The following is an 18743-nucleotide window of genomic DNA, read 5'->3' as shown; positions in this document are numbered from 1 at the left end:
GGCGGGTGCGGTGCTGAGGTTGCGTGCGTCGGCGTGCATCAGCGACCACCGCCCCGGCCGTAGCGCTTGATGACAGCCTGATGCGTGACGCCGAGGGCGTCGCCGATCCTGGCCCAGGTCACCCCGTCGGCGCGGGCGTCGGCGACGGCGATCTCGACGGCCTCCTCCAGCACGGAGCGGAGCACGCCGAGGTCGTAGAGCTGGGCCTCGCCATCGGCGAGGGACGGGTCGCCCTGTCGCCAGCGGAAGCTGGTCAGGTGATCGAAGGCGGCGGAGTTCGCGCTCATCAGCGACCACCGCCCATCACGGCGGCGACGGCGGCGCGCTGTCGCGGCGTCAGCGGAGTGAGTGCCAGGCGCTCACCGGCTCGGCGACCGGCGGCGCGGGCGGCGGCGATGACGGGATCGAGCCCATCAGCATGCGGAACGGGAGACGAGTCCTGATCGAGAGCAGGGCAGTCAAGCGCGGATGCGCGGGGAACGTCGATAACGACAGACATCGGAAGTCCTCAGATATGAGTATCTTCCGGTTCCCCGCCACGGTAGTTGGGCTGTTTGACCGGCTACTCATCCGGGAGCAGAACCCCGCGCTTCTAAGTCGCGGCCCCGGTGGGATCTTCTTGTCTGCAACCACTCTCCCGCGAGTCGACTCACCATTGCAATGACGAGTTGACTCATGAGTCAGTCGCGACGCGGCTCTATGCGAATGAGGTCGGGGTCGAACTTCACGTGACCGGGCGCGATGGGCTCGATGGTCACAGTCACCAGCTCGTCCACGAGCATCCGGCGGCGGTCTATGTCCAACGCCTTCCACTTCGACTCGACAACCTCGCGACGCTCCGCGGTGCCGACCGCCTCCTCCACGTCTGCCAGCAGCTTCGCCGCCACGGATACCGAGCGGTCGAGCAGCTCCGCGTCGATCTCGTCGATGCGGACCTTCACGTCGTTGATCGCCGCGGTGATCTCCAGGACCGGCTGATGGATGTCGCGCAGCAGCGGGCTCAGCTCCTTTACGCGCTCGACCAGGGCGTTCCGCTCGGTCAGCAGCTCCTCGCGGTCCGGCCCGTCGTCCTCCTGCGGCATCACGAGGTCGTGCACGTCCACCGACGACAGGCGGGTGAGCACTGCCTCGGTGACCATCGCATCGACGGGCTCGCGTTGGCGGGTGAGGTGGAACTGCTCGCCGCAGCGATACGTCGGCTGCTTGCGGCTGTTCGTCCCCGAGACGAGCGTCGCACCGCACTTCCCGCACAGCCCGATCGTCGACAGGAGGTATTTCGGCTGGTTGCCCTGCCTGGCCGACCTCCGCACGTTGTCCTCCAGCTTCGCCACCGCGGTCCGCCACGTCTGCTCGCTGACGATGGGCGGGAACGCCTCGCCCTGCACCGGGTACAGCTCGCCGGATGCGTAGTGCTTGATGTAGCCACAGTAAAGCGGGTTCGCGAGCAGGTAGCGCACGGCATCGACGGAGAATTCCGAGCCGCGGGCGGTGAGGTGACCAGCGCTGTTCAGGTCCTCGCGGATGCGCCGGATCGACAGCGACGGCTCGCCGAGGAACGCGTCGAAGGCCCGCCGAACCGCGTCGGCCTCTTCCTCGATCAGCTCACCCTCCCTCGACCATCCGAACGCCTTCCAGGCGGACGTGGGGATGCCCTCGGCACGTCGGCGCTCGTTCGACCTGATCTGTCGCTCGGCCTTGCGACGCGCCTCGAACCGGGCGAGAGCGGCGAGCATCGTCGCCCGGAACTCGCCGTCCGCCGTCGAGAGATCGATCTCGCCGTCCACGGTGACGACGCGCAGACCGAGGTCGATCAGCGTGTTCAGGTCCTTCGTGCTGCGCAGGAGCCGGTCCATGTCCACGGCGACCACCATCGAGAACCGGCCCGCGCGGGCGTCGTCCAGCATCTCGGCCCACCGGGTGCCAGCGCGGCGCTTCTTCGTCGCCGACACCGCGTTGTCCTCGTAGACCTCGACGACGTTCCAGTCCTTGGCCTCGGCCAGCGCCCTGATCTTCCTCAGCTGCGTATCGACCGTCCAGCGGTCGCCCTTGCGGTCCATGGAGGCGCGGACGTACGCGGCCACCTCGTTCGTCTTCCTCAGCGCTACCAGTTCGACCATGCAACCAAGCTTACGTGAACGGGCGTTGCAACCACGATATGCAGTACGCGAACCCGCTCCAGTTCGCGGAGGATGCGGGGGCGGCTGATCTCATCGCTGGCGGTCGCCTCCAGCTCGGCATCTCCCGCGGCTCGCCGGAGCAGGTGATCGGCGGCTTCCGTCACTTTGGATTCGAGCCGGGCGAGGGTCAGTCCGACGCCGACATGGCGCGCGCCCACACAGAGGAGGCCCTCGAGGTCATCGACGGCAGGCGGTTCGCCGCGCCGCATCCCCGACCCATGTTCCCCAACCCGCCGGGCCTGTTGCGGATCGAGCCGTACTCGGAGGGTCTGCGGCGGCGGATCTGGTGGGGTGCGGGCTCGAATTCGACCGCCCGCTGGGCCGCTCGCCAGGGCATGCACCTCATGTCGTCGACCCTGAAGAACGATGAGTCGGGCGAGCCCTTCCACGTCCAGCAGCGCCGACAGATCGAAGAGTTCAGGAGCGAATGGGCGCGCCACGACCACGGCTTCGAGCCGCGGGTGTCAGTGTCCCGGTCGATCCTCCCCATCGTCACGGACGAGGATCGGAGGTACTCGATCCCCGGAGGCCGCAACGACCAGTTCGGACACCTCGACTCCGCCCGGGCCGTGTTCGGCAGGACCTACGCGGACGAACCCGATGCCCTCATCGAGCAGCTCGGACAGGACGAGGCGCTTCAGGCCGCCGACACCCTCCTGCTCACAGTGCCGAACCAGCTCGGGGTCGAATTCAATGGCCGCCTCATCGACTCCGTCCTCTCCCACATCGCGCCGGGCCTCGGCTGGCGCTGATGGAGCCGTCAGCGCTTCGAGGCTCGATTGTGGGGCAGGACTGAGCAGGCCGGGCGGTCAGCACGAGAGAGGGCTACTGTTGAATGAGCTGTGCAGGAGCCGGAATTCTTCGCACACGACCGGCATTCCCCTCTCGAAGCCCCGGGGACTCTCCGAGTGGCGGCGCCAGTAGCGCTCGTGGATCTCCCGCCATGAGTCGAGTGTCCGATCGTCCTCGCCCTCGGCGAACGCATGCTCCTGCGATACCTCATCGAACGGGACGATCGCGATCGCCGTCGTCTCGATGAGGGCACGCGGGGTCCCACTGCCGTCGAGGATGATGCTGAGATCGCCCGGTCTCGGCATCATCTCGCCGGTGGCCTCGATATCCCACAGCGACGACGCTGTCGCGGTCTTCGTGCCGGCAAGGACGAGGGCCAGCAGCTCATCGGCATGCTCGGGCAGGGCCCCGAAGGCCCATGCCTCCGGCATGTCCGCCGGCAGGCCGGGCAGCGCCTCGCGGCATTCCCTCCAGAACTCTTCAACAGTCATCGCGCCAGGGTATCCGATCCTGGGCGGGAGGATAACGCCTGCGGCAGCGGGGTCCAAGCGCTGTCGACGAGTCCTTCTGACCTGCTCATCAGCAGGTGCAGGGCGGCCAGCGGGGTGCGTATAGTCTCTGCCTGTGACTATCAGCCTCACCCGAATCGACCCCGCAGCAGAACGCGACGCGCTCGTCTCCTTCATGACGGCGAATGCCTTCCCCTTCCATGTCAATGCCAGGCCTACGGCCGAGCAGGTGGAGGAGCTGATCGCCGCCGGCGCCTACCGCGATGAGGACAACGACTCCTACTGGATCGAGCACGAGACGCACGGGCGGATCGGGTTCTTCCGTTATGAGGACCTGACGGATATGGCGCCGCTGTTCGACCTGCGGCTCGCCGAGTCGGCTCGGGGCCTGGGTCTTGCGGCGGACATCCTCCGCGTCGCGACCGACAGGATCTTCCGCCTCATGCCCGAGGTCAACCGCTTCGAAGGTCAGACCCGTGAGGACAATGTCCCGATGAGGCGCGTGTTCGAGAGGTGCGGCTGGGTCCAGGAGGCCTACTACCGTGAAGGGTGGCCGGTCGATGGAGCCGAGCCACTCGCCTCCGTCGCGTACAGCATCCTGCGGCGCGACTGGCAGTCGGGTACGGCCACCCCGATCTCGTGGGAGATCCCGGCCAGCTCCTAACGCTGGATCAGGCGCCCCGCGGCGCGTACATGATGACGGCGACTCCGAGGAGGCAGAGGAGGGCGCCGGTCACGTCGTAGCGGTCCGGCCTGAAGCCATCCATCGCCATTCCCCACAGGAGCGATCCCGCGACGAACACCCCGCCATAGGCGGCGAGGATCCGGCCGAAGTTCGCATCCGGCTGCAGCGTGGCGACGAGCCCGTAGATGCCGAGGGCGATGACGCCGGCACCGATCCACAGCCAACCCCGATGCTCGCGCACCCCCTGCCAGACGAGCCAGGCCCCGCCGATCTCGGCGAGCGCTGCGGCGACGAAGAGGGCGATCGAACGCGAGATGTCCATGCCGACATGATGGCACGAGACCCGGGGACGGGCAGACAGAAGGAGGGGCGCCGGTGGTGTGAACCACGGCGCCCCTCAGTGGGATCTGCTCAGACGTAGTCGATGACGTCGGCGATCGAGTTGTGGACGTGCTCGGGCCGGAACGGGAACTTCGAGATGTCCTCCCGGCGGGTCGAACCCGTGAGGACGAGGTGCGTGCGGAGGCCGGCCTCGATACCGGCGAGGATGTCGGTGTCCATGCGGTCGCCGACGATCGAGGTGTTCTCCGAGTGGGCGCCCATCCTGTTGAGGCCGTAGCGGAGCATGATCGGGTTGGGCTTGCCGAGGAAGAACGGGCTCCGGCCCGTCGCCTTCTCGATCATGGCCGCCACGGCACCGGTCGCCGGGAGGTCGCCCTCGGCGGAGGGGCCGGTCGCATCAGGGTTGGTGGCGATGAAGCGGGCGCCGCCCTGGATGAGGCGGATAGCGTTGGTGATCGCCTCGAAGGAGTAGGTGCGCGTCTCGCCGAGGATGACGAAGTCCGGGTTCGCGGTCGTCATGATGAAGTTCTCTTCATACAGAGCCGTCGTCAGGCCCGCCTCGCCGACCACGTAGGCGCGGCGGGAATCGGACTGGGTGGCGAGGAATCGTGCCGTGGCGAGTGCCGAAGTCCAGATCCGGCTCTCGTCGACCTCGATGCCGGAGGTTGAGAGCCGCGCGGCGAGATCGCGCGGCGTGAAGATCGAGTTGTTGGTCAGGATGAGGTGGGGGATGCCGTTCTCTTCGAGGCGCCCGAGGAATTCCCGGGCCCCGTTCAGTGCCAGGCCCTCGTGTACGAGGACGCCATCCATATCAATCAGCCAAGAGCTCATGTCCTACACTTAGCACGTGGAAGCCGTCATTCTCAGTTCTGTAGACAAAGTCATCCGAAATCGCGGCGACATCGAACGGAATTTCCGCTTCGCGTCAGTCACCAAACTCTTCGCAGCCTACGCCGCCCTCATCGCCGTCGACCGGCATCTGCTCGACCTCGACGAGGAGGCGGGACCCGCGACCATCCGCCATCTTCTCGGCCACGCCTCGGGCCTGCCGTTCGACGAGGGCGGCCCCGTGTCGGAGCCGGGCCGGCGCCGCGTCTACTCAAACCTGGGAATCGAGGTTCTTGGAGAGCACATCGAGACGAAAGTCGGCACGTCGATCCAATCCTGGATCGAGCAGACGGTGCTCGAGCCGCTCGGCCTGTCCTCGATCCTCATCGAGGGATCACCCGCCCATTCGGGTGAGGGCAATGCCGCGGACCTTGCGGCCTTCGGTCGAGAGCTCCTTGAGCCCACCCTCATCCCCGAGGAGCTTCTCGCTGAGGCGACGTCACCCAGCTTCGGCGAACTGTCCGGGATCCTGCCGGGCTACGGCCGGCAGCAGGACAATGCATGGGGTCTCGGCTTCGAGATCAGGGCGACGAAGGACCCCCACTGGCTCGGGGCGACCTTCTCGCCATCGGCGTTCGGACACTTCGGCCAGTCCGGTTCGTTCCTCTGGGTCGATCCCGAGGTCCAGCTGACCGGCGTCTATCTGGGCGACGAGGACTTCGGCCAGAAGCACAAGGACCTGTGGCCGGGCCTGACGGACCGGATGAGGGCGGGCGAGGAGTTCTGAGCCCGCAGGCTCAGAACGAACCCCTTGAGCGCCCCGGGGTGAGTCGGCAGTGCCCCGTCAGAGCGCGCCCCACACGTCGATGACGCCGAGCAGCACGTAGACGAAGACGCCGAGGAACACGGCGAAGCTGAGCGCAAAGCCGATGATGCCAAGCGAGGCAGAGTCCCCGGCCCTGCGGGCCTGCGCGATCGACACGTAGCCGAGTGCGCACCCGATCGTCCCCGTCCAGAAGAAGAGGATCGCGAGCACGCCCGCAGCCGTGCCCGCCCGGCGCGGCTGCGCCGAGCCATAGACGGGCGGCTCGTGGGAGGGCAGAGCGGGGCACGGCATCGGTCAGTCCTCGATGTCGACGATGACGGGGACGTGGTCGGAGGCACCCTTGCCCTTGCGCTCATCGCGGTCGATGCTCGCGTGCGCGACTCGTCCGGCGAGGGAGGGGGAGAAGTGCTGGAAGTCGATCCTCATCCCCTCGTTCCTAGGGAAGCGGAGCTGCTGGTATTCCCAGAACGTGTACTGGTCCGGCTCGTGTTCGCGGGTGACCTCGGCGAAGCCGGCGTCGACCACGGACTGCAGCGCGCGGCGCTCGCCATCGGTCACATAGAGGTTGTCCTGGAACAGCTCGATGTCCCACACGTCGTGATCCTGAGGTGCGACGTTCCAGTCGCCGACGAGGGCGATGTCGGCCGAGGGGTCGTCGGCGAGGCGCGACCTGCCCTGCTCTGCGAGCGCCGTGAGGAATGACAGCTTGTAGGCGTAGTGCGGGTCGGTGATCGACCGGCCATTGGGGACGTAGAGGCTCCACACGTCGATCCCGCCGCAGGTGGCGCCGATCGCACGCGGCTCGACCACCGGCTCCTGATCGGGCTTCGCGAAGGCGGGCTGGCCCTCGAACTGGGTGCGCACGTTCTCGATCCCGACGCGGGAGATGAGGGCAACACCGTTCCACTGGTTGAGGCCGGTGACGGCGACCTCGTAGCCGGCCTCCTCGAAGGGTGCGTACGGGAACTGGTCGACCCGGCACTTCGTCTCCTGGATGGCGAGCACATCCGTATTCGAACGCTCGAGGAAGCCGATGACGCGATCGATGCGGGTGCGGACGGAGTTCACATTCCAGGTCACAAGTCTCATGCCGGCCATTATTCCAGCTAGGCTCTCGATATGGGTACAGCACTGGTCACCGGCGCCACCTCCGGCATCGGCCGAGAGATCGCCTGGCAGCTGGCGGCCGAGGGCAATGACATCGTCCTCGTCGCTCGGAACGTCCCGGCCCTCGAGGAGTACGCGGAGAGGATCCGCACCTTCACCGGGCAGAAGGTCGAGACGCTCCGCGCCGACCTTGCCACGGAGGAGGGCGCCCGCGCGGTCGGGGAGCGTGTCGCCAGCCGAGAGCGCCCCATCGGCCTCGTCGTCAACAATGCCGGATTCGGGCTCGGCCAGAGCTTCCTCGGCGGCAGTCTCGACCGTGAGCTCGAGGGCATGGATGTCATGGCCCGCGCCATCCTCATCATCTGCCACGCCGCGGCCGGCGAGTTCGCCCGGCGGGGCTACGGCGCGATCCTCAACATCTCGTCGATGACCTCGCTGACCGCGCAGGGCACTTACTCGGCCCACAAGGCCTGGGTCCGGACCTTCTCGGAGGGCCTCGCCGAGACCCTGAGGCCCCACGGCGTCAACGTCACCGTCTCCTGCCCGGGACTCGTCCACACCGACTTCCACGCACGGACCAACGTCGACGCGAGCCAGTGGCCCGAGTTCGCCTTCATCCCCGTCGACAGGGTGGCCTCCCGCTCCCTCGACGCCGTCCGTCGCGGCCGCGTCATCGTCACTCCCTCGCCCGTCTACGCGGCCGCGGCGGGGATCCTCCGGCTCTCACCGCGGGCACTCGTCCGCCGGGTCGCCGGGCCCGGCCGCTCCGGCCGTGCCGCCGGCACCTGACTCAGCTCCTGCGCCCCCGCACACGTAGACTGGGGCCCGTGAAGAACAACGACCCCCAGCGCCAGCGCCTCATCGAGCTCGTCCGCGAACTCGCCGTCATCGAGGGTGAGGTCACCCTCGCCTCCGGCCTTGTGTCGGACCACTACGTTGATATGCGGAGGGCGACCCTCCACCACGAGGCCGCCCCCCTCATCGGCCACGTCATGCTCGACATGCTCGAGGAGTCGGGGTTCGGACCCGATGAGATCGACGCGGTCGGTGGACTGACGATGGGAGCGGATCCCGTCGCAGCCGCGATCCTTCATGCGGCCGCCTCGCGGGGCCTGGCCGTCGACGCCTTCGTCGTCCGCAAGGCCGCGAAGGGCCATGGCATGCAACGGAGGGTCGAGGGACCCGAGATCGCGGGCCGCCGGGTCGTCATCCTCGAGGACACGTCCACGACCGGTGGATCTCCCCTCGAGGCACTTGAGGCCGCACGTGAGGCGGGCGCGGAGCCTGTCGCCGTCGCCGTCGTCGTCGACCGGAATACGGGTGCGAAGGAGCGGATCGAAGCGGCGGGCGTGCCCTACTTCGCGGCCCTCTCCATCGACGAGCTGCGCTGAGCCCAATCCTGCTGAGCCATACCCGGCTGGCGGGTGCGCTCCGCGGAGTCGGGCGCGGTCGACTCCAACGCGGCGGGTTGATCGCTCACTCGTGAGCAGCGCCAGGCGAAAACCTTCGTGGAGTGGTCCCATCGCGTCGGCGCGCGCCGTCGATCGTGCCACATCCGATGTGCGCACTCGGCGTGAGCTGGCGGGTGCGTGCGGACGTCGGTCCGCCCCGGGCGGGCCGTGCTCGGAGGCACAGTGGCCGAACAGCGGCGAGGGACTATGCTGGTGCCGCTGATCATCGAGACTGGAGTCATCCATGCATGTCGGAGTCATCCTCGGCGCCGTCGCCCTCATCATCCTCATCCTCGCCTCATGGGCTGGTGCCAGCAGCAGGAGCCTGAGGCACCTGCACGAGAGGGTGGAGGGGTCCTGGCAGCAGATCGAGGTCGAGAGCCATCGGCGTCGCCAGCTCATCCCCATGCTCATCGACGCCCTCACGGGTAGAGCGCCAGATGAGGTCGTGAGTGACCTGGTCGAGGCGCGTGGCCGCGCCCAGCAGGCCCGGGGCTCCGCTGCCGACCAGGCGCGACTGGAGGGCGAGCTCAGCGCGGCAGTGGACCGAGCGCTCGCCACGGGCGAGTGCACGCCCGGCCTCAAGGCCTCGGGCCCGTTCTGCGATATTCGAGCCGAGCTTGCCGCCATCGACGACCGCATCTCCGGCGAACGGCGGGCCTATAACGCCGATGTCGATGCCTACAACGCCGTGCTCGAGACTCCCTCGGGCGCTGTTGTCGCTCGCCTCATGGGGCTGAGGCCCGCCGAGCGCTTCGAGTCCACGTGGACGGCGATGCCGGTACCCGCAGTGGCCGCCGCGGGTGGGGTGGCCGAGTGACGGACGCCGAGCAGGCGGTCGACCCGCGGCTCGATCCCGAGCTGATCGAGCAGGGCGATACGCGCAACGTCGTCGATCGGTACCGGTTCTGGAGCGTTGAGGCGATCAGGGCCGACCTTGACGAGTCGCGGTCGGCGCTCCACATTGCGATCGAGAATCTCGACCACGATCTCAACATCGGCTCGATCGTGCGCACCGGCAATGCGTTCAACGTCGGCGGTGTCCACATCGTCGGCAGGCGCCGGTGGAACCGGCGCGGGGCCATGGTGACCGACCGCTATCTCGACATCATCCACCAGCCCGAGCCGGCCGATCTGGCGGGATGGGCGCAGGCCAACGGCTATGCGATCATCGGCATCGACAACGTCCCGGGGTGTACGGACCTTGAGGCGAGCCCACTGCCCGAACGGTCGATCCTCGTCTTCGGTCAGGAATCGAACGGGATCTCGCCCGAGCTCCTGGCGGAGTGCACCGAGGTGCGGCAGATTCCCATGTATGGGTCGACGAGGTCGATGAACGTGGCGGCCGCGGCCGCGATCGCCATCCACTCCTGGTCGGTCACCCACCAGTACAGGGGCTGAACCCTCAGTCGGCGAGGGGCCGGTCCACGGCTGCGAGCGTCTCGGAGATCCCACCCTCGATCCGCACATCGCCTGTCGGCCTGCGTCGGCCCGCGGGTGATGGTGGTGATACTGCGGGCCGACACGATGATGCTCAGGTGCGGGCGCTGGATGCTTCGGCTGCCGCGCGAGCCGCTTCCGGGGCGGCGTCGAGGATGCGAGCGATGATCTCCTCGTCGTGCGTCGCAGAGACGAAATAGGCTTCGAACACGGACGGTGGGAGATGGATGCCGGAGCTGAGGAGCGAGTGGAAGAAGGGCGCGTAGCGGAACTGGTCCTGTGCGATCACGTCGTCGTAGCTGCCCGCTGGGTCATCCGAGAACAGGATGGAGAAGAGCGAGCCGACCTTCTGGATGGTGTGGGCGACTCCCGCGCTGGTCAGGCTCCGTGAGAGGCCATCCGATAAGGCGTTGGCGGCCCTGTCGACTGCCGCGTAGACCTCATCGTCGGCCAGTGTGAGCGTGGCGATGCCGGCCGCCGTCGCCAATGGGTTTCCAGAGAGAGTGCCTGCCTGATAGACGGGGCCGAGCGGTGCGAGGTGGTCCATGACGTCCGCGCGTCCGCCGAGTGCCGCAAGAGGCATGCCCCCGCCGATGACCTTGCCGAAGCACAGGAGGTCCGGCTCGTACGGGGTGGCCTGATCGATGCCCCAGAAGCCTGCGCGAGAGACGCGGAACCCAGTCAGCACCTCGTCGAGGATGAGAAGGGCACCGCTCTTCTCGCATTCCGCCTTGAGGAAGGCGTTGAATCCGGGCTCGGGCGGGACGACCCCCATATTGGCGGGAGCCGCCTCGGTGATAATGGCGGCAATGCGATCGCCGTGGGAGGCGAACAGCTGCGTGACCGCCTCTCGGTCGTTGTAGGGCAGGACGACGGTGTCTTCGACCGTACCCTTCGGAACACCGGCGGAGGACGACATGCCGAAGGTGGCGACACCAGACCCTGCCGCGACGAGCATGGAGTCTTCATGCCCGTGGTAGCAGCCGGCGAACTTGACGACGATATCCCTGCCCGTGAACCCGCGCGCCAGACGAATCGCGGTCATCGTCGCCTCTGTGCCGGTTGAGACGAAACGGATCTTCTCGACCGGATCGACCCGGTCGATGACAAGTTCGGCGAGTTCGATCTCGGCCTCGGTCGGAGCGCCGAACGAGAGGCCGCGCTCTGCGGCGCGCTGGACAGCGTCGACGACGACGGGGTGAGCGTGCCCGAGCAGGGCAGGGCCCCACGACCCGACGAGGTCGATGTACTGCCTCTCGCGGGAGTAGACGAAGGGACCGGAGGCCCGGTCGATGAAGACGGGGGAGCCGCCGACCGAGCCGAAAGCGCGGACGGGCGAGTCCACGCCGCCGGGGATGACGCGCTGCGCGCGTGTGAACAGATCAGACACGTGATACCTTCTTCGCGATCTCGGTGGCCCAGTAGGTGCAGATGATGGTGGCGCCGGCACGGGTGATCGCGGTGACTGACTCCATGATGGTCCGGTCTCGATCCAGCCAGCCGTTGGCCGCCGCCGCCTCGATCATCGCGTATTCGCCGGACACCTGGTAGGCGGCGACGGGGACGGTCGATGCCTGGGCGACATCCGACAGAACGTCGAGGTAGGAGCCTGCGGGTTTCACCATGACGACATCCGCTCCCTCGTCGATATCGAGGAGAGCCTCTCGCAGGCCCTCCGTCCGGTTTCCCACATCCATCTGGTATGTCCGGCGGTCGCCCTTCAGCTGCGAGTCGACTGCCTCTCGGAAGGGGCCGTAATAGGCGGATGCGTACTTGGCTGAGTAGGCGAGAATCGAGACGGAGGTGAAGCCGGCCTCGTCGAGAGCCGTTCGGCAGGCGGAGACCTGGCCATCCATCATGCCCGAGAGGCCGAGCATGTGGGCTCCGGCGCGAGCCTGTTCCACCGCCATCGCGCTGTAGATCTCCAGCGTCGCATCGTTGTCCACCGTTCCGTCGACGTCGAGGACGCCGCAGTGGCCATGATCGGTGAACTCGTCGAGGCACAGGTCGGCGATGATGACAGCCTCATCGCCCACTGCCTCTTTCAGGGCGCGCAGCCCACGGTTGAGGATTCCGTCGGGGTCCACGCCAGCCGAGCCGAGGGCGTCATGGTCGGCCGGGACTCCGAAGAGCATGAGACCGCCGACCCCGGCATCGACAGCCTCCCGAGCCGCGGCCTTGAGGGAATCGATCGTGTGCTGGTAGACGCCCGGCATCGAGGCAATCGGTGCGGGCTCGGAGATGCCCTCGCGGACGAACATCGGCAGGACGAGGCTGCCGGCGGTGAAGCCGGCCTCTCGGACGAGGCCTCTCATGGCGGGGGTGGTGCGCAATCTACGCGGTCGATGAATCACGGCTGATCCTTTCCAGACAGGCCTCGAGGCCGTTGCGATCGGGGGTGGCAGAGGTGGCGGCAGCAGGGATTCCTGCCGCGTGAAGGGCGTGTGCGGTCGGTTCACCGATGGCGATGAGCGGGGGCAGGGTCGCGTTCGAGGGCCAGTGCGCGGCGATCGAACGGGCAGCGCTGCCCGCCGTGACGATCACGGCATCCGACTCGAGCAAGGCCAGCGCGGCAACCCCGACGGGATCATCCTCGGAGCGGTAGATGTCAACGCGGTCGACCGAGTAGCCGAGATCGCGGAGACCCTCTTCGAGGACTGTGCTCGCCTGGACGGAGCAGGGGAAGAGGACGCGTCCCGTCCCGCGTGGGAATGAGCGGACCATGGCCTCAGCGCTCGCGGGCGGGGGGCCGATGAAGTCGGCATCTCTCGGTGCGGCCGCGGCAGTGGCCTCGCCGACGCAGGCCAGATGCAGGTCCCTCGGCAGGGCGATGCCGTTCGATTCGAGGACATGGAAGACGAAGGGCGAGGTCACCGCGATCCAGTCCGTGTTCCCCACCCTCAGCGCGTCTGCAACGGCGGCAATCCCTGAGGGGATCGGGCTCCGGGAGGTGACCGGCATCGCGTGCCAGCCCTGTGTCAGAGCGGAGCGGGGTCGAGTGATGGCGACTCTCATTCTCCGACTCCGCGGTCGATGAACTCGTTTGCCAGCTCGGTCGCGACGGCGATGGGATCGTCGGCGATGAGTCGGCCCTCAACCTCTGCACCGCCGCCGACGTAGCGCGCATGCAGAGAGACCGTCGATCCGGATGCGTCCCCGAGCACCCCGACCGGTGTCGTGCAGCCCGCTCCCATTGCCGCCATGAAGGCGCGTTCTGCGGTGACTTCACGCCGTGTCTTGCGGTCGTCGACGCGTGACAGCGGCTCTTCGAACGGCGAGCCCTTGACGGTCTCAAGCGCGAGGGCGCCCTGGGCGGCAGCGGGGACCATGACGTCGAAGGGCAGGTCCTGACCTGTGTCGATCCCCAGCCTCAGCAGACCTGCACGCGCAAGGATGACGCCGTCGAGGTCATGGTCGATGCGTGCGAGCCTCGTCGGCACATTGCCGCGGACGTCGACGACCGTGAGATCCGGCCGGAAGTGGAGAAGCTGTGCCGCGCGCCGAGGGGAGCCTGAGCCGATCGTGGCACCGGGAGGAAGATCGCGGTAGTCGACGTGGCCGCAGAACACATCATGGGGGCTCACCCGCGGGGGAAAGAAGATCGATAGAGCGGGGTGATCAGCCGCTGGAAGGTCCTTCGCAGAGTGGACCGCGATATCGCATTGACCGGCGATCAGGGCATCGCGGACGGCCGAGGTGAAGAGGCCCGTGCCGCCGATGACAGAGAGCGGGGACCGATCGACATCCCCCTTGGTGGTGATGCCGATGATCTCGAAGTCGGTGAGATTGGGGTCAGCCTCGACGATGTCCCGGGCGACTGCGGTTGCCTGGGACACGGCGAGAGAGGACGTCCGAGTGCCGACGCGAAGCGTATGCATATGTGCCATGATACGACCCCGCGGTGTGCCTCGGGAGCAAGCGGCGGCTCAGTCCCGGAATCAGCACAAGCGACGAGGGTGCTCTACCTGAGTCGCGCGAGGATCGCCGCAGCCGTGTCGAGCGCGTGGGGGATGACGGCAGAGATGCCGGTGCCCGCCTTCCACGCGCCGACGATGCTGATGGAGGGGGGCGGCTCGAGCGCGTCCGCCCACGCCCTCAGCTCAGGGGTGGATGGCGTGAGGGCTCCGCCCCAGCGCACAGTGCGGGAGCCAGCAATCACCTCCTCGGTGAGGGCGACACCCATGAGCTGATTGACGTCCGCCAGAGCCTGGCCTGCCGACATGTCCTCGTTGAGTGCGTAGGACACTCGGATGATGTGGCGGTCGGTGACATCGCGCAACCATGGCCACTTGCAGGACAGATGGGTCAGTGCCTTGGCGCGCGACGACCCTGCGACACAGAGGAGACCAGATCCTCGGGGTGCCGCATCCAGCTCTGGCGCATCGAGCACGAGCGTCACATGCGTCGTCGGTCTCCCCTGCGGGATCGTCAACGGTTCAAGATCCATGACGTGTCCGAGGAGGGACCGGGCGGAGGCGAGATCGGCCGCGAGGACGGTGTGCGAGGCGACGAACGAGCGTTCCGCCCCCTCGACGAGCGCAGTGACAGTCGTCTGCCCGGCCGGAGCCCTGCCGAGTGACGTGACCGTCGCGGAGGTGAGGAGCTCGGCGCCAGCCTCCTGGGCCTGCCTGGCGAGCGTGTCGACGAGGCGGAACATGCCGCCGACGACCGAGGCGACCGCTGGCCCGGACAGTCCTTTGGCGACTGCCTTCGCGAGGCTTCCCTCGGCGAGGAAATCAGCCTTGAGCTGCGGGTTGATGGCGAGGTTCGACGGGTCCGAGGAGTAGATTGCGCCGGCGATGGGGCGTACAAGCCGCTCTCGCACCGCTGTGCCCATACGCGCTTCGACCAGATCCCCCAGGGTGTCCGCATCACTGCCGACCTCAGGACCGAGGGTGAGGTCCTCTTCGGCGCGCGTGGTGTCGCCGATGATCGACGCGACGTCGTCGGCTGAGGGATTTGCAGGGATGCCGAGGGACGAGTCCGCAGGGATCGGCAGGGCCGCACCATCCCAGATCCACGACCGCCCCGCGGGAAGGAGCGTCTCCAAGCCCAGCGACGCCAGATAATCGGTGACGCGCTGAGAGCGCCGAGCATACGACTCCGCGCCGATATCGACCCGGACGCCGCCGATCGTCTCTGCGGCTACGAGCCCGCCGAGTTTGTCGCGCTTCTCGAGAAGTGTGACCTCGTGGCCGGCTCGGGAGAGCTCGCGCGCAGTGATGAGGCCTGCGAGGCCGCCCCCGACGATGACGATCATAGGGTCTGTTTGACGTAGGAGACGATGCGCGTGAGCACATCCGGATCGGTCGTGGGCGGCACGCCGTGGCCCAGGTTGAGGATATGGGAGGGGGCTGCGCGGCCCGCGGCCAGCACCGCGTCGATGTGCTCCTCGAGAACGCTCCAGGGCGCTGCGAGGAGAGCCGGGTCGATGTTGCCCTGCAGCGGCTTCCCCGGGACGCGACGAGCCACCTCGTCCAGCGGCATCCGATAGTCCACGCCCAGCACGTCAGCACACGACGCCATCTGCTCAAGAAAGAGACTGGTGCCGGTCCCAAAGTGGATCGTCGGCACGGTCGCCCGCTCGAGCGCCAGTTTGGAGTAGGGGAGCACCTTCGACTCGTAATCGGCGACCGACAGCGAGCCCGCCCAGGAGTCGAACAGCTGGACGACGGAGGCGCCGGCTTCGATCTGGATCTCGAGGAAGCGACCGGTGATGTCGGCAGCCCATGTCATCAGTCGGTCCCAACTCGCAGGGTCCGCGTGCATGAGTGCGCGCGCCCCCAGATGATCACGGGAGGGCCTGCCCTCAACCATGTAGGCGGCGAGCGTGAACGGTGCGCCGCCGAAGCCGAGCACGGGGACATCGAGCTCCTGCACGCAGATCCCGATCGCCTCGCGGATCTCGGGAGAGTCCTCGAGTGTGTGGGAGGTGAGCTCAGTGATGTCGGCGGCCGACTGAACTGGCCTGCCGAATACGGGACCGACTCCAGGCTTGATATCGACATCGATGCCTGCGATCTTCAGCGGGATGACGATGTCGGAGAAGAAAACTGCGCCATCGACACCGTGCCGGCGCACGGGTTGCATGGTGATCTCCGCCGCCAACTCCGGAGTCAGACACGCGTCGAGCATGTTGGTGTTCTCACGGAGCTTTCGATACTCGGGAAGAGACCTGCCGGCCTGCCTCATAAACCAGACGGGAACACGCTCGCCGCGGATACCCCGGGCTGCATCGTTGAGAAGGTGCACATGCCCATTCTCCGATGAAGTGGACCTTGAAGCCAGTTTAGGGAGACAATTGGTTCGTGAGCTTTGTGGTCCTAACAGCAAATCACCACGATCTCGAGATCTCTGACGTCGAGTCACTCGCCCAGCGGGGCGCCCGCATCAAGCGGGACATCCTCGGCTGCGAGGGGATCTCGGGCGCCGTGGTGCTGTCGACGTGCAACCGATACGACGTGTATCTCGAGGCGGAGGAGCACGCGGCCCGGAAGGCTATGGAGCTTCTGGGCAGCGAGGTGGAGATCACGGCCTTCACCGGAATTGACGCTGCTCGGCATGTGTTCGAGGTTGCCTCAGGGCTCGATTCCATGGTCGTCGGAGAGCGGGAGATCGTCGGGCAGTTCCGCCGGGCACTTGCCGAGGCCCGTGAGGAGGGCACCACCTCGCCCCTCCTCGAACAGACGCTCCAGGGTGCGCTCCGCACATCCCGTGAAATCGCGGCGAAGACCGATTTCTCCCGTGCTGGCCGCTCCATCGTCGGCGTCGCACTGGATCTGGCGGGCAACGTCGCATGTGAACGCGGTCAGTACCACTGGGACGACATCGGCGGTCCCACCGTCCCGGCAACCGACTGGTCGGGCGTCAATGTTCTGCTCGTCGGCACAGGCGCGTATGCGGGTGCGACGGTCGCGGCGCTCGAGGAGCGCGGCGCGGAGGAGGTGCGGGTATGGTCCAAGTCCGGGCGCGGCCGACAGTTCGCGGCCGATCATGGAATCTCGTTCTCTCCGGAACTCGACCTGGCGTGGCCCGATGTCATCGTGCTCTGCAGGGGCACTGGATCGCCGGTTCTGACCGTGGACGCCGTGCGTAAGGCGAAGAAGACCCGAGGGCCGCTCACTCTCGTCGACCTCGCGAGGTCGAGAGACGTCGAATCTGCGGCGGGCGACCTCGAGGATGTCACTCTCATCGACCTTGAGACCGTGCGCAGGCACGTCCCGGCAGCGGCCGCCGGGGATGTCGAGAGTGCTCAGCGGCTCATCGCTGAAGGACTTGAGAAGCTCGACGGAGATCTCCTCGGCAGGACCATGGACCCGCTCATCGTCGCCGTCCGGAACATGTACGCGACCGAGCTCGAGAAGGAGCTGAGCAGGATGCCGGCCGCGGGCGATGTGCCGGCGGAACATGCCGTCCGCGCCCTGCAGCGTCTGGCTGCCGCAATCGCCTACCACCCCACGAGAGCCGCTCAGCAGGCAGCCCAGAGCGGTCGGGGACACCAGTTCCATGAGGCCGCCGAGCTCGTCTTCGGAATGGCGCTCCCCGAACCGACCGACCCGGTCCTTGCCCCTTCGGCATGCCCGCGAAAGGATAACTCGAATGGTTGATGCCTACCTCGTCGTCTCCTACGGAGGCCCGAACAGGCCCGAGGAGGTTGTTCCGTTCCTGCGAAATGCAACCAAAGGCCGGGGGATCCCCGATGAACGCCTTGAGCAGGTGGGGGAGCACTATTACATGTTCGGCGGCAAATCGCCGATCAACGAGCTCAACGCCGCCCTTGTCGAGGATCTTCGCGACGAGCTCGTACGGCGCGGTGATCACACACCCGTCGCGCTCGGCAACCGCAACTGGGAGCCCTACGGCAACGATGTCATCAAGGAGCTGTACGAGAACGGCGCGCGGAACATCCTTGCCATCGCCACATCGGCCTATTCCTCTTACTCATCGTGCCGTCAGTATCGAGAGGACCTCGCGCGCTGGCTGGGCGAGGTCGATCTGCCTGATCTGACCATCCGCAAGGTGAAGCAGTTCTGGAATACCGACGGCTTCTACCGGGCGAGCGTGACTGCGGTTCGAGAATCCTTGGAGGCGGCTCCCGGGTCGCGACTCATCTTCGTCACTCATTCGATCCCGAACGCGATGAACGACTCATCCGGTCTGGAGTTCGGCATGACATATGAGCAGCAGCATCTCGATCTCGCGCGCCGGATAGCGGACGAGCTCGGCGTCGAGGATTGGGACATGGCGTACTGCTCTCGCTCTGGAAGCCCGCACACTCCATGGCTGGAGCCGGACATCTGTGATCATCTCGAGGATCTCAAGACTGACGGCATCACGGGCGTCGTCGTCGCGCCCATCGGCTTCATCTCGGATCATATGGAGGTCCTCTACGACCTCGACACCGAGGCGAAGGCAAAGGCGGAAGAGCTCGGCCTCGCATTCGAGCGTGCCGCGACTGTGGGCACCGATCCGGATTTCATCTCCCAAATCGCCGACCTACTGCAGAATCCCGGCAGAACCTCATACTGCGAGGAGAACTGCTGTGCACTCTCCCGCTCCGCAACCCTCCCCGCACTCTAAGGAGAC

The 18743-nt window shown here is 67.0% G+C and carries 22 protein-coding genes and 1 pseudogene; 9 read left to right on the top strand and 14 right to left on the bottom strand.

The features are described 5' to 3' along the window. Positions 1-38: 38 nt before the first annotated feature. The 3 genes from EJO69_RS07290 to EJO69_RS07280 form a co-directional block, all read right to left on the bottom strand. Positions 39-287, bottom strand: a complete 249-nt coding sequence (locus tag EJO69_RS07290; protein ID WP_006215448.1) for a hypothetical protein — start codon at positions 285-287, stop codon at positions 39-41. Further along, positions 287-499 carry a hypothetical protein gene (locus EJO69_RS07285; protein WP_006215449.1) on the bottom strand — a complete coding sequence of 71 codons (213 nt, stop codon included), beginning with the start codon at positions 497-499 and terminating at the stop codon, positions 287-289. The genes EJO69_RS07290 and EJO69_RS07285 overlap by 1 nt, the downstream gene beginning before the upstream one ends. A 181-nt stretch (positions 500-680) precedes the next feature. Continuing rightward, positions 681-2117, bottom strand: a complete 1437-nt coding sequence (locus EJO69_RS07280; protein WP_006358979.1) for a recombinase family protein — start codon at positions 2115-2117, stop codon at positions 681-683. A 38-nt stretch (positions 2118-2155) separates the two neighbouring features. Between EJO69_RS07280 and EJO69_RS07275 the strand changes: the two genes are divergently transcribed. Further along, complete coding sequence (locus tag EJO69_RS07275; protein ID WP_126042424.1) at positions 2156-2929, top strand: LLM class flavin-dependent oxidoreductase; 774 nt, start codon at positions 2156-2158, stop codon at positions 2927-2929. A gap of 57 nt (positions 2930-2986) precedes the next feature. Here EJO69_RS07275 and EJO69_RS07270 read toward each other — a convergent pair whose 3' ends face one another. Next, positions 2987-3460 (bottom strand): ASCH domain-containing protein, encoded by a 474-nt coding sequence (locus tag EJO69_RS07270; protein WP_126040616.1) that lies wholly within the window; start codon positions 3458-3460, stop codon positions 2987-2989. Between the two features lie 133 nt (positions 3461-3593). Between EJO69_RS07270 and EJO69_RS07265 the strand changes: the two genes are divergently transcribed. Continuing rightward, positions 3594-4142, top strand: coding sequence for a GNAT family N-acetyltransferase (locus EJO69_RS07265; RefSeq protein WP_126040614.1), 549 nt, complete (start codon positions 3594-3596; stop codon positions 4140-4142). Positions 4143-4149: 7 nt separating this feature from the next. On the opposite strand, the gene EJO69_RS07260 is transcribed toward EJO69_RS07265, so the two are convergent. Both EJO69_RS07260 and EJO69_RS07255 read right to left on the bottom strand, forming a co-directional pair. Beyond that, positions 4150-4485, bottom strand: coding sequence for a YnfA family protein (locus tag EJO69_RS07260; protein ID WP_126040612.1), 336 nt, complete (start codon positions 4483-4485; stop codon positions 4150-4152). An 89-nt stretch (positions 4486-4574) separates the two neighbouring features. Continuing rightward, the gene (locus EJO69_RS07255; RefSeq protein WP_126040610.1) at positions 4575-5336 is read right to left on the bottom strand and encodes an HAD-IIA family hydrolase; all 762 of its coding nucleotides are present in this window, start codon (positions 5334-5336) and stop codon (positions 4575-4577) included. A gap of 16 nt (positions 5337-5352) precedes the next feature. On the opposite strand from EJO69_RS07255, the gene EJO69_RS07250 reads away from it, so the two are divergent. Next, the gene (locus tag EJO69_RS07250) at positions 5353-6120 is read left to right on the top strand and encodes a serine hydrolase domain-containing protein (RefSeq protein ID WP_126040608.1); all 768 of its coding nucleotides are present in this window, start codon (positions 5353-5355) and stop codon (positions 6118-6120) included. Between the two features lie 57 nt (positions 6121-6177). Here the strand turns inward: EJO69_RS07250 and EJO69_RS07245 are convergent, their stop codons facing one another. Together EJO69_RS07245 and EJO69_RS07240 are read right to left on the bottom strand one after the other, a co-directional pair. Beyond that, positions 6178-6450 (bottom strand): hypothetical protein, encoded by a 273-nt coding sequence (locus EJO69_RS07245; protein WP_126040606.1) that lies wholly within the window; start codon positions 6448-6450, stop codon positions 6178-6180. A 3-nt stretch (positions 6451-6453) separates the two neighbouring features. Further along, complete coding sequence (locus EJO69_RS07240; RefSeq protein WP_126040604.1) at positions 6454-7248, bottom strand: exodeoxyribonuclease III; 795 nt, start codon at positions 7246-7248, stop codon at positions 6454-6456. 30 nt (positions 7249-7278) lie between these two features. Between EJO69_RS07240 and EJO69_RS07235 the strand changes: the two genes are divergently transcribed. The 4 genes from EJO69_RS07235 to EJO69_RS07220 all read left to right on the top strand — a co-directional run bounded on the left by EJO69_RS07235 (position 7279) and on the right by EJO69_RS07220 (position 10118). Beyond that, positions 7279-8055, top strand: coding sequence for an SDR family NAD(P)-dependent oxidoreductase (locus EJO69_RS07235; RefSeq protein WP_126040602.1), 777 nt, complete (start codon positions 7279-7281; stop codon positions 8053-8055). A 38-nt stretch (positions 8056-8093) separates the two neighbouring features. Next, the gene (gene pyrE / locus EJO69_RS07230; RefSeq protein WP_126040600.1) at positions 8094-8657 is read left to right on the top strand and encodes an orotate phosphoribosyltransferase; all 564 of its coding nucleotides are present in this window, start codon (positions 8094-8096) and stop codon (positions 8655-8657) included. 304 nt (positions 8658-8961) lie between these two features. Continuing rightward, a complete protein-coding gene (locus EJO69_RS07225) occupies positions 8962-9537 on the top strand; it encodes a LemA family protein (RefSeq protein WP_126040598.1) in 576 nt (191 codons plus the stop codon). Then, positions 9534-10118 (top strand): TrmH family RNA methyltransferase, encoded by a 585-nt coding sequence (locus tag EJO69_RS07220; RefSeq protein ID WP_245993561.1) that lies wholly within the window; start codon positions 9534-9536, stop codon positions 10116-10118. The genes EJO69_RS07225 and EJO69_RS07220 overlap by 4 nt, the downstream gene beginning before the upstream one ends. Positions 10119-10251: 133 nt before the next feature. On the opposite strand, the gene hemL is transcribed toward EJO69_RS07220, so the two are convergent. From hemL to hemE, 6 genes and pseudogenes are all read right to left on the bottom strand, one after another. Next, positions 10252-11547 (bottom strand): glutamate-1-semialdehyde 2,1-aminomutase, encoded by a 1296-nt coding sequence (gene hemL / locus EJO69_RS07215; RefSeq protein WP_245993559.1) that lies wholly within the window; start codon positions 11545-11547, stop codon positions 10252-10254. Beyond that, positions 11540-12472: a porphobilinogen synthase gene (gene hemB, locus EJO69_RS07210; protein ID WP_126040593.1), complete on the bottom strand. Its 933-nt coding sequence runs from the start codon at positions 12470-12472 to the stop codon at positions 11540-11542. Before hemB ends, hemL begins: the two co-directional genes overlap by 8 nt. Before the next feature lie 19 nt (positions 12473-12491). Continuing rightward, entirely contained in the window at positions 12492-13172 is a 681-nt protein-coding gene (locus tag EJO69_RS07205) for a uroporphyrinogen-III synthase (RefSeq protein ID WP_126040591.1), read from the bottom strand. Beyond that, positions 13169-14035: a hydroxymethylbilane synthase gene (hemC, locus tag EJO69_RS07200; RefSeq protein ID WP_164519902.1), complete on the bottom strand. Its 867-nt coding sequence runs from the start codon at positions 14033-14035 to the stop codon at positions 13169-13171. The genes EJO69_RS07205 and hemC overlap by 4 nt, the downstream gene beginning before the upstream one ends. Before the next feature lie 83 nt (positions 14036-14118). Then, positions 14119-15450, bottom strand: a pseudogene (locus EJO69_RS07195) (protoporphyrinogen/coproporphyrinogen oxidase); the annotation flags it as partial. After that, entirely contained in the window at positions 15414-16409 is a 996-nt protein-coding gene (gene hemE / locus EJO69_RS07190) for a uroporphyrinogen decarboxylase (protein WP_211331379.1), read from the bottom strand. The pseudogene EJO69_RS07195 and the gene hemE, both read right to left, overlap by 37 nt. A gap of 56 nt (positions 16410-16465) precedes the next feature. On the opposite strand from hemE, the gene EJO69_RS07185 reads away from it, so the two are divergent. Both EJO69_RS07185 and EJO69_RS12710 read left to right on the top strand, forming a co-directional pair. Then, entirely contained in the window at positions 16466-17764 is a 1299-nt protein-coding gene (locus EJO69_RS07185) for a glutamyl-tRNA reductase (RefSeq protein ID WP_126040583.1), read from the top strand. After that, positions 17757-18737, top strand: coding sequence for a ferrochelatase (locus EJO69_RS12710; protein ID WP_126040581.1), 981 nt, complete (start codon positions 17757-17759; stop codon positions 18735-18737). Before EJO69_RS07185 ends, EJO69_RS12710 begins: the two co-directional genes overlap by 8 nt. Positions 18738-18743 lie beyond the last annotated feature (6 nt).

Origin of the sequence: Flaviflexus salsibiostraticola, from assembly GCF_003952265.1 — a bacterium.
Classification (GTDB): domain Bacteria; phylum Actinomycetota; class Actinomycetes; order Actinomycetales; family Actinomycetaceae; genus Flaviflexus; species Flaviflexus salsibiostraticola.
The sequence above is the reverse complement of the archived record's forward strand: the minus strand, read 5'-3'. Positions and strand labels throughout refer to the sequence as shown.

Coding starts and splice junctions, on each gene's coding strand:
- EJO69_RS07290 (WP_006215448.1), bottom strand. CDS start 287: ATGAGCGCGAACTCCGCCGCCTTCGATCACCTGACCAGCTTCCGCTGG.
- EJO69_RS07285 (WP_006215449.1), bottom strand. CDS start 499: ATGTCTGTCGTTATCGACGTTCCCCGCGCATCCGCGCTTGACTGCCCT.
- EJO69_RS07280 (WP_006358979.1), bottom strand. CDS start 2,117: ATGGTCGAACTGGTAGCGCTGAGGAAGACGAACGAGGTGGCCGCGTAC.
- EJO69_RS07275 (WP_126042424.1), top strand. CDS start 2,156: ATGCAGTACGCGAACCCGCTCCAGTTCGCGGAGGATGCGGGGGCGGCT.
- EJO69_RS07270 (WP_126040616.1), bottom strand. CDS start 3,460: ATGACTGTTGAAGAGTTCTGGAGGGAATGCCGCGAGGCGCTGCCCGGC.
- EJO69_RS07260 (WP_126040612.1), bottom strand. CDS start 4,485: ATGGACATCTCGCGTTCGATCGCCCTCTTCGTCGCCGCAGCGCTCGCC.
- EJO69_RS07255 (WP_126040610.1), bottom strand. CDS start 5,336: ATGAGCTCTTGGCTGATTGATATGGATGGCGTCCTCGTACACGAGGGC.
- EJO69_RS07245 (WP_126040606.1), bottom strand. CDS start 6,450: ATGCCGTGCCCCGCTCTGCCCTCCCACGAGCCGCCCGTCTATGGCTCG.
- EJO69_RS07240 (WP_126040604.1), bottom strand. CDS start 7,248: ATGAGACTTGTGACCTGGAATGTGAACTCCGTCCGCACCCGCATCGAT.
- EJO69_RS07235 (WP_126040602.1), top strand. CDS start 7,279: ATGGGTACAGCACTGGTCACCGGCGCCACCTCCGGCATCGGCCGAGAG.
- EJO69_RS07225 (WP_126040598.1), top strand. CDS start 8,962: ATGCATGTCGGAGTCATCCTCGGCGCCGTCGCCCTCATCATCCTCATC.
- hemB (WP_126040593.1), bottom strand. CDS start 12,472: ATGAGAGGCCTCGTCCGAGAGGCCGGCTTCACCGCCGGCAGCCTCGTC.
- EJO69_RS07205 (WP_126040591.1), bottom strand. CDS start 13,172: ATGAGAGTCGCCATCACTCGACCCCGCTCCGCTCTGACACAGGGCTGG.
- hemC (WP_164519902.1), bottom strand. CDS start 14,035: ATGCATACGCTTCGCGTCGGCACTCGGACGTCCTCTCTCGCCGTGTCC.
- EJO69_RS12710 (WP_126040581.1), top strand. CDS start 17,757: ATGGTTGATGCCTACCTCGTCGTCTCCTACGGAGGCCCGAACAGGCCC.